The organism is uncultured Aureimonas sp., assembly GCF_913775355.1.
Classification (GTDB): Bacteria; Pseudomonadota; Alphaproteobacteria; order Rhizobiales; family Rhizobiaceae; genus Aureimonas.
Window position 1 is genome coordinate 1 of record NZ_CAJYIU010000188.1, and the last position, 14961, is coordinate 14961.

Sequence of the window (14961 nt, forward strand, 5' to 3'; positions counted from 1 at the left end):
TTCGCACATACAAATAGAACCCATCCACAAACACACACATCACCTCGGCGCGGGGTGGAGCAGCCCGGTAGCTCGTCAGGCTCATAACCTGAAGGTCACAGGTTCAAATCCTGTCCCCGCAACCACCTTTGCAGAACGCCCGCCATGACCTCCGTTATGGCGGGCGTTGTCAGTTGTCGCCCACGCCAGCAAATCCGACACCTTCGCCACCACTTCTGCCTCCGGGCCACCCGCCTCGTTCGGGTAGATCGTCACACTCTCGATGAGCCGCTGGATAATGCCGGTCGCTTCAGCACGGGTTGCGCGTTGATCCAACGAACCCCGCAACTCGGTGACTTTGGAACGGAAGCGGTCGTACAGTAGCGTGGGCGGCAGCAGGGGCGCCGGAAGGGAACTGCGTGCGGGCGCGGGGCCCCGCGCTTCCAGCCGGGCCTTCTCCGCCTCCCGCTCCGAGATCATCCCGCGCATCGCCGGGCTGACAAGCCCGGCGAGCAAGTTCTGGTACAGATTGCCAAGCTCGGCTTCGATCTGCTGGAGGCGGCGCGTCGCCATATCATCGTTGCGGGCGTCCTGCTGACCAAGCCGGCGCGTCTCGCGCTCAAACTCCTCGGCGAACAGGCGTGCGTGCCCTTCCGTCAGCAGGTGCTCTTGCAGCACCGCAAGCGTGGCGGTCTCGAGCGGCTCCTTGCGGACCGATAGTCGGTTGCCGCAGGTGCCGCGCTCCTTCTGCCCGGCGCAGCGGTAATAGTCCTTACCGCTGATCGTATAGTTCGATCCACAGCAGCTGCAGCGGATGAGGCCGGACAGTAAATGTTTCGCTCGCTTGCTTCCGACCGACGATGAAGCCGTTGAAGGGCGCTTGCGCCGGTCGATTTCGGCACGCGCGGCCTCGAACAAACCATCGTCGACGATCCGCAAGTCGGGGACCGCGACCTGCACCCATTCGGACTTGTCGCGGAGCCGGTAGCGGCGTTCGCGCTTCTCGCTATCGGGGTTCTTGCGCCATTGCCGGCGGCCCCACACGAGACGTCCTGCATAGAGCGGATTGTTGAGGATGCCGACGAGCTTCTTCGGGTCGCCGCGGATGGTCGAGGCGTTCCACTGCCCGCCGCGGGGGCCGGGCACCCCCTCCTCGTTCAGGCGCGTGGCGATCTGGACGGACGACAGGCCGGCGGAGAACCACGCGAATATCCGGCGAACCACCGCTGCCTGCCCTTCGTCGATCTCGAGCAACCCGCGCTGGACCTCCCCGTTAGCGTCGAGCCGCACCATGCGCTTGTAGCCATAGGCGCGGCCACCAGCGAAGCGTCCGGCAAGCACGGCGGCTTCCATGCCACGCAGCGTCTTGTCGACAAGATGCTTGAGGAAGATCGAACCGAGCAGCCCAGCCACCGCGAACTTGATCTCGTCGACATGGCCTTCGCTGACGGTATGGAGCTGGACGCGGTGATAGGCGAGCTTCTTGCCCAGCCAGGCCACATCCTCTGCATCACGCGCAAGCCGGTCGAGCGCCTCGCAGACGATGATGTCGATCTCGCCCGCTTCCACGGCGCGCAGCAACTGCTGCAGACCAGGACGATCGCGGCGATAACCCGACAACTCTGGATCCAGCCACGTCGCGACGACCGTACCGCCCAGATAGCCGACCAGCGGCCCGCAAGACGCGACCTGGTCTGCGCTCGATGAGGCAGCTTGCATAGCGGTCGAATGACGACCGTATAGCGCGATACGGCGGGGGAGGGAGGTGAGCATGGCCTATTGTTTCACAGCTTCGGCGGCACGGGAATCCCGCATGCGCGCATGATGTTCGGCGGCCGCTTGCCTCGCCAACAGGCGCACGAGCTCGGCAAGCGCCTGTTGCGCTTTCGGTGTCTGTGCCAGTATGATCCGTGCAGCGGCCATACCAGCGTTGTGGGACCGCAGGCATGGTCTGTGCACGAAACGCACATCGCGCTATATTATCTCGTATGACGACGCACCGTTCTCCCGCCAGGATGCGATTGCCCAAGGGCTTCAGCCATCTTCGACCTGATCTCGGAAAGATCCTCAAGGATCATCGTACTGGCGTAAAAGGCACTGTCGGCCCGATCAGTCAGGAAGCTCTCGCGGCCAGTGTCGGAATGACCCGCGCCGCTCTGTCGCGGATCGAAAACGGGCACACCTGGCCGCAGGCGCAAACGCTCGACAATATCCTGCATGAGCTCGACATGGACTGGCCCCAAGTGGCGGTCGAGGGTGTCAGTTCGGCTCCGTCGCGGCGATTCGACGGCACGCGGCAAGGCACTCGGGTCTTTGTGTTATGCCAGCAATTGCGGGCCGAACGTCGGGCGCTGGGGTGGAGCCTTGCGGAGTTATCGCGGCGCTCCGGGGTGTCAGCCTCGCATCTTTCCAGAGTTGAACGCGCGGAAGCTGGGAAATCTGGCGTCTTCACATGGCATCATGATGATCTCGATTGCCCTCGCGAGGACCGCCGCGTCGTTTTTAGTAACAAGGTTCTTGCCGATCTTGCTGCTGGTCGGTTGCGTGAGGATGAGGAGGAGTAGCGCGCGCTGCGCGACTTCATATGATCTACCGGCGTGCGATCTTTGCGTTCCCGCAGCTCGGCAACACCAGACCTTCTGCATGTAAAACTGGTGGGGAGCCGCCTGTCCGTTTTTGGGCGTCGATCACGACAAATCAGACGCTCGTTCAGGCGGTAGGGCGGGGGCGTGAACGGGTCGTCCCCTCGAACCGTGAGCGGGCTTGTGAAGCGCCCTTTTGACACTTTGAAACCGGCACGAATCCGTGCGTCAACGGGCAGGATCACAACCGTCCGGTTGTGACGGTAAGAGCCAATGTACCAATGCTCTAACAAAAGGTACAAACCCGGGCCTCCCTGATAACGGCGCTTGGTCCAGGACCCGCTCGCTTTACAAATCGGCTCGACAAATTTGAGTGGAAATATTTGGTCAGTTCTGCCACTCCTGTATCTAAAGAAGTAAAACGCCAAAAGGCAAAAAACTCAGAGGAAAATTTGCAGAAACGGCAGGTAGAGGCGCTCACCAAGAGGAAGCAGGATGGCACTCCCTACACTCGACGTGTGGAGGTTGAGACCGCGCTGGCATCGCTGGTTAACCTGTCGCGCGACGAGATGCTGGAGAGGCTGGAGGTGCGACAGCCGACCTCACCGAACTATGTGCAGTCAGAGTGCCTTGTCTACCTGATCCGTGCCGCGCGGAACGACAACGATGAGCGGTACTTCAACAAACTCTACCGAGAACTCATGCGGCGTTTGGCGTCCGCTCTTCCCCGCATTGAGGGCGAGCGGGCCCGCGGTCCCGAGAACGTCTACGGGGCGGATGCGCGGGATAGCGTGCGCGACATCTTTAAGGCCAGGCTGATCGAGGACCGTGCGGCTCCTGGATCCGCGCTCGACTACTTTGAAGTCATGTTTTCGGGCGCGGTCGCGGCGTTGCGCAAGACCTCCATGAGCCGGGCGCGAGGGCAGATGGCGAGAAGGGACGTCATCGACGACGAGGAGAGCGGCGAACCATCCATCGCGGTGGAGAAGGCGGTCGGCAGCCTCGACGTCAAACAGGAGCTGCTATCAGATGACCCAAATTACCGGTCCAAGGTCGCCAAAGCGATCAGGACGCTACCAGACAAGCAACGCAGAGTTATCGAGATGCTCCTCCAGGACATGCCCATCGACTCAATCGACGACGACGTCCTCACGATACGCAAGATCCTCGGCGTGAGATCGGAGAAGACCGTGCGCAACAGACGCGACGCCGCCATCGCGACCATACGGGAGCAGCTGGGGATCGGAAGCCGGAATGACTGACCAGGCTCACCATGACGCCGAGGAGGTCCTGATGGCCTTCGCCGTGGAGCCGGAGCACGACCGGGGCACGCTAGAACGATACCTGCGCCTCCACCCCGAACTCGCCGACGACCTCATCGATCTGTCGATGGAGCTGCGGCTCCAGCGCGCGACCGCCGACATCTCGGCGCCCGTCGACGAGGCCTGGGTCGAGGCGTCGCTGGCCGACTTCCATGCCGCGGCACCGGCACGCATGGCGGCGGAGGTAGCCGATCCGTTCGCCACGCTCTCGTCCGGCGAACTCGTCACGCTCAGGCGCTCGCTCGACGTCCCCAGTGGCGTGATCCAGGGCTTCCGCTCCCGGTCGGTCGACTTCGCCAGCGTCCCGGTCGGTTTCCTCGCGGACTTGGCCCGCGGCTTGCGCACCGGGGTCGACGAGCTAAGCGCCTTCCTGGCGGGACCGCCGAGGCTGACGCCGGGCCTCAGCTACAAGTCCGACGACGCGCCGGGCGCGGACGGGAACAAGGTGACCTTCAAGGCACTGCTCGAGCAGTGCAGGGTCCCGGAGGACAGGCGCAAGCAGCTGCTGAACCCGCGGGACTGAGCGGTGGACGCCGTCGAGATCGCGCGTCAGCGCGCTGCGGCCCTGCACGATGCAGTCATCGCCGGCGGCACGGACCCGTGGGATCCGATCGACATCGTAATGGCCGTCGCCGCCGACAAAGGTCTCGACGTCGAGCCGGTCGAGGCGGGAAGTCCCATCCTGGCCGGCGGCCACGCGCACTTCGATCCGAGCGACCGGGCAATCCGACACGAGGACGCGGGCGACGCATTCGCAAGAGCGTTCCTGATCGGCCACGAGCTCGGACACGCCACCCTTGGCGATGACCGGACGGCGCACATCGCCCTGGAGGTTGATCCCGCCCGTCCGGCCGAGGCAGCGCCTGTCGGTGAGGACAGGGTTGTCGACTATAGCCGGCGGCAGCGCCGCGAGGTCCAGATGGATCTCTTCGGCCGCGAGCTGATCCTTCCCCGCGCTCGTGCGCGATCCCTGCATCTCGGCGGCATGACCGCCAGCCAGATCGCCGACCGGCTCGGCTCCCCCTTCGACGTCGTCGCGATGCAGCTCCTCGACGCCCTGCTGCTCCCCGAGATCGAAGCCGCCCCTCCACAGCAGCCAGCGTCCCCACCCAAGCCCCTCAACCCGGAACAGGCCGAAGCCGCTCGACATCGCGGCGCGCCCTACCTACTCGAGGCGGGACCGGGGACCGGCAAGACGCAGACGCTCGTCGGGCGCGTCGCCGGGCTGGTCGATGACGGTGTCGATCCCCGCACGATCCTGGTGCTCACCTTCTCGAACAAAGCCGCAGGCGAGCTTTCAGACCGCATCGCGGCGCTCCGCCCCGACGCCGCGCCGGCGATGTGGATCGGCACCTTCCATGCGTTCGGCCTGGACATCGTGCGGCGCCACCATCGCCAGCTGGGCTTCGCCAAGGAGCCGCGCATGATGGATCGCAGCGAGGCGATCGCCATCATGGAGCGTGAATACCTGGCCCTGAACCTTCTGCACCACCGCGACTTCATGGATCCGGCGCGGCCGCTCAAGGACATGCTCGGCGCGATGTCGCGGGCGAAGGACGAGGTCGCCGACGCCGAGCGCTTCGCGTCACTCGCTCAGCAGATGGTGGACAACGCCGTCGACGCCGACGCCCGCGAGGCGGGAGAGCGGTGCGCCGAGGTCGCGCTCGTCTACAGGAGGTACGAGGAGTTGAAGCAGGCGGCCTGCGCCGTGGATTTCGGCGACCTCGTTTCGCTGCCGGTCAAGCTGCTCGACGGCGACCCACAGGCGGCGGCCGCGCTGCGCGCCACCTACTCGCACATCCTCGTCGACGAGTATCAGGACGTGAACCGCAGCAGCGTGCGGCTGCTCCAGAGGCTGACCGACGCCGGCAGGAACCTCTGGGCCGTGGGAGACGCGCGGCAGGCGATCTACAGGTTTCGCGGCGCCTCGTCCTTCAACATGTCCCGGTTCGCGACCCACGACTTCCCGGGCGCATCGGGCGCCCGACTGCTCGTCAACTACCGCTCGACGCCAGAGATCGTCGGCGCATTCTCCAGGTTCGGCGGGAGCATGCAGGCAGGCACCGGTGACGCGTCGCTCGACGCCTTCCGCGCGTCCATCGGGATCGGACCCGAGCACGTCACCTTCGGCGACAACGATGACGAGGCCGACGCGCTCGCCGACGAGATCCTCCGCGGCTCGCCGCAGGTGCCGTTCCGCGATCAGGCGGTGCTCTGCCCGGGGAACGACCGGCTCACCCGCGTCGGCCGCGAGCTGGAGCGGCGCGGCATCCCGGTGCTCTATCTTGGCAACCTGTTCGAGCGCCCCGAGGTGAAGGATCTCCTGTCCGTCCTTTCACTGCTGGTCGACCGACGCGCGATGGGCCTCGTTCGGAAACCTTCGCTTGTAGGGCTCGCGACCGGCCTGAGCCTCGCCGGCGCATCGGCCGTCGTCGAGCACCTGCGCGCCACCGACGCGGCGCCAATGGAGTGGACATCCACGACGACCAGGGCGCCGCACCTGGACCAGAGCGACGCCGACGCGCTCGATCGGACCGCCGGGATGCTGGCCGGCTTCGGCATCGACGCGAGGCCGTGGACGGTGATCGCCCACCTCCTGCTAGACCGGACGCGGACGGCAGCGCTGCTCGCCTCGGCGGATGACGTCTCGAGTCGCGCCATGGGAGTGGCGATCTGGCAGCTGATGGGCTTCCTGCGCGCGGAGCGATCGGGACCCGGCCTCCCGATCCAGCGCACGCTCGACGGGATCAGGCGCCTCGTCCAGCTCGCCGACGAGCGAGACCTCCGTCAGCTTCCTGCGGCGGCGCAGGGCATCGACGCCGTGCGGCTGATGACGATCCACGGCAGCAAGGGGCTCGAGTTCCCCGCAGTGCACGTCATGGGCCTCAACAAGAACGCGATGCCGAGCGCGGCGCGCAAACCCGCCTGCCCGGTCCCGGACGGGATGATCGAGGGAGGACAGGGCGGCACCGTCGCCCTCGCCGCCGCGGACCACGCGCTCGAACAGGAATGCCTGCTCTACGTCGCCGCATCGCGCGCGCGCGACCGGCTGCTGCTGTATTCGGCCACCAGGACGGCGAAGGGGGCCCGGCGCGACGCCTCCCCCTTCATCGCCCGACTGGGGGTGACGAACGCACGCCCGGCGATCGCGCATGCGGAACGTGCAGCCGATCCCGAGACCCTGCCGCTTCCGATCCGCATCGGGCCGCCGGTGTGCATCACCACCGCGCAGCTGGACCTCTACTCCCGCTGCCCCCGCCGCTTTCTCTACACGCACGTCCTCGACGTAGGCGGGCGGCGCACGCCGACCACGATGACGAGGATGCACGACCTGGTGCGAGGCGTAGTGAAGGAGCTCGCGGCCACCGATCCCTCCGCATCCTCGATGGCCGACATGGAGGCGCTGCTCGAACTGCGCTGGTCCGAGGGTCCCCTCGCCACCGAGGAGTATCGCCTCCATCGGGAGGTCGCCACGCTCCTCCTCCGACGCTTCGTGACGATCCGCGCGGGAGGGGCCCGCGCCGACACGGGGCCGCTGGTGGCGACGATCGGGGGCGACGAGGTGACCGCGGTCGCCGACGACGTCGTCACCGCAGGCGGTCGTCACGTGGCCCGCGTCATCAGGACCGGGCACAAGTCGTCCTCCACCGGCAAGGCGCTCGCCGACGCGGCCTTTCAGATGGCCGCCGCGGCGTCGCTGCCCGGCTGCGTCGTGGAGATCATCCACCTCGGCGATGACGAGCCGACCATCGCGCTTGCCTTCGATGGCAAGGCACTAGGCAGGAACCTGGGCAAGCTGACGGAGACGCTGGAGTCGATCGCCTCGGGCCGGTTCGAACCCGAGCGGTCCGACCGCACCTGTCCCTTCTGCCCCGCCTTCTTCACCTGCGGCCCCCTCGCCGACGGGAACCTGCAAAAAAATCTCTGACCGGAATTACCGGTCGGCCCGAGCTGGCGGGATTGACCCTTCGAGACCGACGCAGATCTGCCGAGGTCCGAAGAGGAAAAAACAACACCATGACCATCATCGACCACCCCGACATCGACGACGTCGCGAGCGCCGTTCAGGAGGGCCGCGCGCTGCGTCCCGGACGCTACCGCGTCTCCTTCGCACTCGACGACCTCAACTACCAGCCGATCGTCCTCGACGATCCCGTGCCCCTCGGCCGCCAGATCCTGAAGGCGGGTGGCATCAAGGACGTGGACGGCCACGCGCTGTTCGTCATCACCCCCGAAGGCGACTTCGAGGACGTCCGCGCCGATGAGGAGGTGGATCTGCGCGACCGCGCCGCCCACCGGTTCGTCGCCTTCAGCACCGATCCGCTCTACCGCGTGAAGCTCAACGACAGCCGCATCGTGTGGGGCCGCCCCTCCATCCCGGAAGCTGTGCTCCGCTCGCTCGCCGGCATCGGCGACGACGAGGCGGTGTTTCTCGAGGTGCGCGGCGGCAAGGACAAGCTGATCGAGCAGGGCAGCGCGGCCGATCTCGCCGGCGACGGCGTCGAGAAGTTCATCACGGCGCCGAACAAAGTCACCTACACCTTCTTCGTCAACGGCAAGCCCTACGAGACCGACAAGAAGAAGGTCACCGGCGCGCAGATCAAGGCGTTGGTGCCCGACTGGGATCAGACCCACGACCTTTCCCTCGAAGGCGCGGGCGATGATCCCGATCGCATCATCGGCGACGACGAGACGGTCAGCCTCGACCCCAAGCACGGCGTTCGCCGCTTCTCGTCGGTCCCCAAGGCGAACTTCGGCTGATGTCGGGCATCCTCAGCATGCAGCTCGAGCAGCTGCGGGAGCGCTTCGGTGAAGCGCACGCCAGCACGATGGCGAGCGGCACCACGCTCGTCACCGTGCCCGGGGTGCGCCTGCCGGAGGGGTGGTCGAGGTCCTCGACCACCATTCGCTTCCTCGTCCCGCCCGGCTACCCCTTCGCGCAGCTCGACTGCTTCTGGGCGGATCCCGACCTCCTCCTCGCCCACGGGGCCACGCCGCAGAACGCGGCGCTGAACGTCATCCCCGAGACCATGCAGCAGGGCATGTGGTTCTCGTGGCACCTCGCGAGCGCCTGGAGCCCGAACCGCGACACCCTGTCGACGTGGATGAACGTGGTGATCGATCGTCTGAGGCAAGTCCGATGAGCGGCCTGCGCTTCGCGGCGCCGACCTATTCGGCGCTGGCCTCCGGCCTGCTAGACGCCGACGGTTTCGAGAGCTGCGCCATCGGCTACGCCCATCATGATCCCGCGAGCGGGTCGTGGATCGTCGCCGACGCCGCTCCCGTGCCGGACGATGCCTACGAACGTCGCGACTGCGTCTCGGCCGTCCTCAAGCCCGGGTTCCTGATTGACGTGGGCAATCGCAGTCGGATCACCGGCATGGCGGTCGTGGCGATCCACACCCATCCCGGCAGCCGCGGCAACCCACACTTCTCCGCAACCGACAACGACGGTGAGGCCGAACTCGCGTCCTATCTCGGCAGGCGCGGCGCGCCGGTGCCCCACGTCGCACTGGTGATCGGCCCGGAGGGCGCGCGCGCCCGCATCCTTGGCGGCGACGAGGAGGTGCCGGTGTGGGAGGTGGGCGAGAAGCTCGTCCTCCTTTCGCCGCTCGCAGGCAGGGCCTCTCACGGCCGTGACGACCGCCAGGTCCGCGCCTTCGGCGAACCGGGGCAGCGCCTGCTCCGCCGACTCCGCTTCGCGGTGATCGGCGCTGGCGGCACCGGATCGCTTGAATGCCAGCAGCTGGCCCATCTCGGCGCCTCGTGGATCACCGTCATCGATCCCGATCTCGTGGAAGAGACGAACCTCAACCGCCTCGTGGGCTCGATCCCATCGGACGTGGGCCGGCCCAAGGTGGATGTCTCCGCGCGCATGATCCGCGCCATCAACCCGGCCGCCACGGTGATCCCGATGCAGGCGGACATCGTGGACGAGCATGTTGCCGCCCGCTTGGCGACGTTCGACTTCATCCTCCTGTGCACGGACTCGCACGCCAGCCGTGCCGTGGTGAACCAGGCCGCCTACCAGCACCTGGTGCCCGTGATCGACATGGGCGTCAGCATCACGGTCGCGAACGGGGCGGTGAGCCACGTCACCGGACGGGTGCAGATGCTCTCCCCCGGCCTCCCGTGCCTGACCTGCTGCGGCGCGCTCGACGCCGACGCGATCCTTCGCGAGATGCAGACGCCGGAGCAGCGCGCGGCCGACCCGTATGTCCATGGCGTGCGGGAGCCGCAGCCCGCCGTGCTCTCCATCAACTCGACGGTGAGCTCGCTCGCGATGACGATGGTCCTCGGCGCGGTGACGCCGGTGCCCATCAAGCCACGACATCAGACCTACGACGGCATCCGCGGAAGGGTTCGGGAGATGGCCGTGGCGGCGCATCCGGACTGCGTCGTGTGTTCCCACGCGGGCGCTCTGGCGAAGGGCGCGACGTGGGGCCTGCCGGTCCGACCGAGCGCAGGCAAGGGAGGCGGGCGATGAGCCCGCCGGCGCGGAAGGTGCGCATGGTCGGCGACGCCGAATACCGGGACCAGGCGGAAGCCACCCTCGACCAGCCGGGCGACGCGTCGTTGATCCTCCGGGGCAGGCCGCGGGCGATCGTGATGGCCTGTCCCGACGGCTGCGGAGAGACGCTCGTCGTGAACCTCGACGGGCGCGCGGGCAAGGCATGGCGCTTCGACATGCGCCGCGGCGGGCTGACGCTCTTCCCATCGGTATGGCGGGACGGTGGCTGCGGGAGCCACTTCATCGTCTGGCGCGGTCACATCCTGTGGTGCGGCCGGTTCGAACGGGACAATCTCGAGCCGGACTACGACGCGACGATCGAGGGGCTCGTCCTGGCCGCGATGGACGTCGAGGAGGCTCGCAGCGCAGTCCAGCTTGCGGACGCCATCGACGAACTGGTCTGGGACGCGAACCGCGCGGCTATCCGACTGGTCCGACGCGGAGCCGCCAAGTCATGGAAGATCGAGGGTCAATGGGTATTTACTCGCCTAGTCTAGTCTAAGGCGCGAGTCCGCCGGTATGGGCGCGAGAACCAAGCCGCTGAGCATATACAATTTAGCTGTGGCCAGCCGCTCGCCCTTAGTGTGAACGGGCCTTTACTCGGCTTAAACGTAGTCGGTACATGGTGCCACAACCGAGCGATTGTGACACGTGGACCTCGCTCCGACACAAGGCGAATGAGCGGCAGGACCTATGCACGCTGAGGTGGGTAATTGACGTCTGCAACTGGGGTCTTTGACCCGTAGGCAAACAGCATGAAAAATGCAAATAGGTCTTTGCGGGTGTGAGAAAGGTTGCTTCGCTTAGATGAGCACGACGCCTTACTGCTAGGTAGATTTTTAGTCGAATATCTTACAGCTGGCAACAGCTCTGCGTAACGATTGCGCCGCCTCGATTTGAGCTCGAATCCTTCGATTGTCCTTTGCATGGGGTTGATCGAAACTCGGGCCAGCGACAAGATCACCAATGGTTCGGGTGCGTTGTGGGGCGCGTTTAACGCTGGGAAGGGGGTATAGTTGGTAGAGAGCTTCCGATTCCTGCACGCGGCGGATATCCATCTGGACAGTCCGCTGCACGGACTCTCCCGGTACGAGGGACTGCCGGTCGACGAGATCCGCTCGGCCACCCGCTCCGCGTTCGACAACATGGTGCAGCGGGCGCTCGACGAGGCGCTCGACTTCGTCGTGATCGCCGGCGACCTCTTCGACGGCGACTGGAAGGACATGGGGACGGGCCTCTACTTCGCGCGCGCCATGGGGCGGCTTAACCAAGCCGGCATCCCCGCCTTCGTCCTCGCCGGCAATCACGACGCCGCGTCGGTCGTGTCCCGCACGGTGCCCTGGCCGCCGAACGTGCGCCTGTTCAACAGCAGACGCCCCGAAACGCACCGGCTGCCCGGGCTCTCGGTCGCCGTGCACGGCCAGAGCTTCGCCACCGCTGCCGTCACAGAGAACTTGGTGCTCGGCTACCCGTTGGCGGAACCGCATGCGTTCAACATCGGCATGCTGCACACCGCGCTCGCCGGCCGCCGGGGGCACGAGAACTACGCCCCCTGCAGCCTCGAGGATCTCCAGGCGCGGGGCTACCAGTACTGGGCGCTCGGCCATGTCCACGAGTTCGAGGTGGTCTGCGAGGACCCCCACGTCGTGTTCCCCGGCAACGTGCAGGGCCGCACGATCCGGGAGACCGGCCCCAAAGGGGCGGTGATCGTGACCGTCGAGGATGGGGAGGTGGCCGGGCTCGAGCGCGTGGAGCTCGACGTCGTGCGCTGGACCCGCGTCGAGGTCGACTGCGGCGGAGCCGCGGCCGACGCGGTCGCCGACCTCGTGCGTGCGGAGCTCCATCGCGCGCATGGCGCCAACGCGGCCGGCCTGCCGCTGGTGGCGCGGGTGACGCTCGTCGGCGAGACCGCCGACGCCGGCGTGCTCCACGATCGGGCCGGGCCGCTCCGCGACGAGGTCCGCGCGCTTGCCGCGGGCATCTCGCCCGACCTGTTCATCGAGAAGGTCAAGGTGGCCGTCAGCCACGCCACCTCGCCGGGCGAGGCGATGGTGGACGGACTCGATCCGCTGATCGACGAGGCGTCGGTCGATCCCGGCCTGGCCGCTGCGCTTGCGCAGGATCTGGAGCGGTTCATGCTGGCCACCGGGACCACCCTGGGCGACACGGAAGACGGCGAGCTGCGCCAACAGGCGATCGCCGGCGACTGGTCGGCGGTGCTCCGGACAGGCTCGATCGCGCTTCGCTCGCGCCTGACGGGGAAGGCCTGACATGCGCTTCGCCAGGCTTTCGCTCGAGCGCTATGGCCGCTTCGAGGGCTGCGAGCTGGAGTTCAGGGCCGGCAGCCCCGACCTGCACATCGTCTACGGCGCGAACGAGGCCGGGAAGACGACCTCGTTGGCCGCGGTGTCCGACCTCTTCTTCGGGTTCCCGGCCCGCTCGCCTTACAACTTCCTGTTCGATTACGCGCTGCTCCGGGTTGGGGCGGTGCTGGAGGACGCCGGGCGCACGCTCGCATGCCGGCGCAAGAAGGGGACCGCGGCCACGCTGCTCGACGAGGCGGACGCGGCGATGGACGAAGCTCTCCTGCGAGGCATGCTCAAGGGCCAGACCAGGGAGACCTTCGGCCTCTCGTTCAGCCTGGATCAGGAGGCGCTCCGCTCCGGCGGCAGGGCGATGGTCGAGGCGAGGAACGACCTGGGCCGCACCCTGTTCGCGGCGGGCTCGGGCCTGACGGCCATCGCCGACGAACTGAAGTCCCTGGAGGCCGAGGCGGACGCGATCTGGGGACCCACGGCGAAGGCGAGCCGGACCTACACGCAGGCTCAGCGCCAGCTCGCCGAGGCCGCGCGGCTCGTGAAGGAGAACGCGCTCAGGCCTAAGGCCTGGACCGACGCCAGGGCCGCAGCCGACGACACGTTCTCGATCCTGGAGCGGGCGAGGAGCGAGCGCGGCGCCGTGGAGGAGGAGCTCAGCGGCCTCGAGCGCATGCGGCGGATCGCCCCGCTCGCCCGCCGCCGCGAGGAGGCGCTCGACGCGCTCGCGACGCACGCGGCGACCGTCGAGCTGGGCCGCCTCCGCGAGGACGCGGCCGAGACGCTAATCGGGGAGGCGGAGGCGGCGGAGCGCGAAGCCGCCACGGCCGAGCAGCTCCGCGCCGATCTGGGCGGCCGCCGCGAGAGGGTGGCGGCGGATGCGGCCGCGCTGGCCCAGGCGGAGGCGGTGGACGAACTGGTCGTCGAGGAAGGGGCCGTCGCCAAGGCGGCCCGCGACCTGGTCCGCCTGCAGGCGGAGCACGCAGCCGCGGCGGCGCTCGTCGAGGTGCGCCGCCGCGACGCGGGTCCGAACGCCGACGCTCCTCCCCCTCTGCGGGTCGTCTCCGCGCGATTGCGCGAGTTCGCCCGGTCCTATGGCGAGCTGCAGGCCGAGGAGCGCCACATCGCGAAGGCGCGGACTACGCTCGCCGAGCGACGGCGGCGGGCGGAGGCGGAGCTGGCCAAGGTGCCTTACGACGGCGCCGCTGAGGGGCTGACTGCGGCGCTCGATGCCGCCAAGGCCCTGGGTGCGGACGTGGACGGCCGGGTGGCGCAGGCCCGCGACGCCGCCAACGCGGCCTCCGCACAGCTGCAGGCGGCGCTCGCAAGGCTGAAGCCCTGGCAGGGACAGGTGGAGGAGCTGGTCTCGCTCCCCGTCGTCGGTGCGGCCGAGGCTGAGCGCGCGCGCGACAACGTCGCCGACCTGATCGCGGAGATTTGGCGGGAGGAGGACGGCGCCCGGCGCGCGTCCGAGCAAGCTGCGGCCGCCACGCTTGCGATCAACCAGGTCGAGACCGGGTCCGCGGTCTCGGCGGACGATCTGGCAGAGGCCAGGCAGGCCCGCGAGGCGACCTGGAGCCCGATCCGCGACCACGTGGTCGCGGGAGCGCCGCTTCTGCGGCCAGAGGAGGCCGTCCAGGCCTTCGAGACGAGCGTGACGTCCGCGGACGAGCGCGCCGATCTGCGCTTCGCGCTAGCCGACGCATCCTCCCGACTGTCGATCCTGCAGCAGCGCAGGTCGACCCATGAGCTCGAAGCGGATCAGGCGCGCGCCCGCGCAGAGGCGTGGTCGAAACGGCACGGCGAGGTCCTCGCCGGCTGGCGGGCGCGCGTGGTGCAGGCCGGCCTGCCCGCCATGGACCCGGCGGCGTTCATCACCTGGCAGGCGGAGCGCGCCGGCGCCGAGGAGGCGGCGCGCGAAGCCGGCCTGCTCGCGACCGAGGCCGACCGTTGGGCAGCGCGTCGGGATGGCGCGAGAAGCGCCCTGTTCGCGGCGCTTTCCGTCGCGGACGGAGGCGGCGACATCGCGCCTGTCCTCGGCATCGCCGATCGCAGCCAGGCGGCCCTCGACGATGCGCTCAAGGCCCGGCTGCTCGCCCGTTCCGAGCTGGATCGCATCGACGAGGATGCCGCGGACCTCGACGCTCGCGCGCGGCGCCTCGCCTCCGATCTCGAGGAAGGCGCGCGCGCATGGCGCGAGGCGATCGGCGGGGCCGGCCTCGAAGTCGAGGTGGCGACCTGCGGGACGGTGC

Annotated in this window: 11 protein-coding genes and 1 tRNA gene; 11 read left to right on the forward strand and 1 reads right to left on the reverse strand. The window is 67.9% G+C overall.

Annotated elements, in window-relative coordinates; genetic code table 11:
• The first annotated feature begins 48 nt into the window (after nt 1-48).
• A tRNA-Met gene (locus QZ753_RS11825) sits at nt 49-125 on the forward strand.
• On the opposite strand, the gene QZ753_RS21035 is transcribed toward QZ753_RS11825, so the two are convergent.
• Entirely contained in the window at nt 82-1752 is a 1671-nt protein-coding gene (locus QZ753_RS21035) for a recombinase family protein (protein WP_367171509.1), read from the reverse strand. The two genes, QZ753_RS11825 and QZ753_RS21035, sit on opposite strands and share 44 nt — an antisense overlap.
• A 248-nt stretch (nt 1753-2000) precedes the next feature.
• Here QZ753_RS21035 and QZ753_RS11835 point away from each other — a divergent pair, with 248 nt between their 5' ends.
• The 10 genes from QZ753_RS11835 to QZ753_RS11880 form a co-directional block, all read left to right on the forward strand.
• Entirely contained in the window at nt 2001-2543 is a 543-nt protein-coding gene (locus QZ753_RS11835) for a helix-turn-helix domain-containing protein (RefSeq protein ID WP_294643983.1), read from the forward strand.
• A 470-nt stretch (nt 2544-3013) separates the two neighbouring features.
• A complete protein-coding gene (locus QZ753_RS11840; protein WP_294643985.1) occupies nt 3014-3823 on the forward strand; it encodes a DNA-binding response regulator in 810 nt (269 codons plus the stop codon).
• Entirely contained in the window at nt 3816-4406 is a 591-nt protein-coding gene (locus QZ753_RS11845; protein WP_294643987.1) for a hypothetical protein, read from the forward strand. The genes QZ753_RS11840 and QZ753_RS11845 overlap by 8 nt, the downstream gene beginning before the upstream one ends.
• 3 nt (nt 4407-4409) lie before the next feature.
• Nucleotides 4410-7811 (forward strand): ATP-dependent helicase, encoded by a 3402-nt coding sequence (locus tag QZ753_RS11850; RefSeq protein WP_294643989.1) that lies wholly within the window; start codon nt 4410-4412, stop codon nt 7809-7811.
• 89 nt (nt 7812-7900) lie between these two features.
• Nucleotides 7901-8644: a multiubiquitin domain-containing protein gene (locus QZ753_RS11855; protein WP_294643991.1), complete on the forward strand. Its 744-nt coding sequence runs from the start codon at nt 7901-7903 to the stop codon at nt 8642-8644.
• Nucleotides 8644-9027 (forward strand): E2/UBC family protein, encoded by a 384-nt coding sequence (locus tag QZ753_RS11860; RefSeq protein ID WP_294643993.1) that lies wholly within the window; start codon nt 8644-8646, stop codon nt 9025-9027. The genes QZ753_RS11855 and QZ753_RS11860 overlap by 1 nt, the downstream gene beginning before the upstream one ends.
• A complete protein-coding gene (locus tag QZ753_RS11865) occupies nt 8937-10370 on the forward strand; it encodes a ThiF family adenylyltransferase (RefSeq protein WP_294643996.1) in 1434 nt (477 codons plus the stop codon). The genes QZ753_RS11860 and QZ753_RS11865 overlap by 91 nt, the downstream gene beginning before the upstream one ends.
• A complete protein-coding gene (locus QZ753_RS11870; protein WP_294643997.1) occupies nt 10367-10891 on the forward strand; it encodes a DUF6527 family protein in 525 nt (174 codons plus the stop codon). The genes QZ753_RS11865 and QZ753_RS11870 overlap by 4 nt, the downstream gene beginning before the upstream one ends.
• Before the next feature lie 519 nt (nt 10892-11410).
• Nucleotides 11411-12664, forward strand: a complete 1254-nt coding sequence (locus tag QZ753_RS11875) for a DNA repair exonuclease (RefSeq protein ID WP_294643998.1) — start codon at nt 11411-11413, stop codon at nt 12662-12664.
• Between the two features lies 1 nt (nt 12665).
• The coding region (locus QZ753_RS11880; protein ID WP_294643999.1) for an AAA family ATPase at nt 12666-14961 on the forward strand (2296 nt) is incomplete at its 3' end.

Bases quoted from the DNA above. Each gene is read 5' to 3' on its own strand.
- QZ753_RS21035 (WP_367171509.1), bottom strand. From the start codon at position 1,752: ATGCTCACCTCCCTCCCCCGCCGTATCGCGCTATACGGTCGTCATTCG.
- QZ753_RS11845 (WP_294643987.1), top strand. From the start codon at position 3,816: ATGACTGACCAGGCTCACCATGACGCCGAGGAGGTCCTGATGGCCTTC.
- QZ753_RS11855 (WP_294643991.1), top strand. From the start codon at position 7,901: ATGACCATCATCGACCACCCCGACATCGACGACGTCGCGAGCGCCGTT.
- QZ753_RS11860 (WP_294643993.1), top strand. From the start codon at position 8,644: ATGTCGGGCATCCTCAGCATGCAGCTCGAGCAGCTGCGGGAGCGCTTC.
- QZ753_RS11870 (WP_294643997.1), top strand. From the start codon at position 10,367: ATGAGCCCGCCGGCGCGGAAGGTGCGCATGGTCGGCGACGCCGAATAC.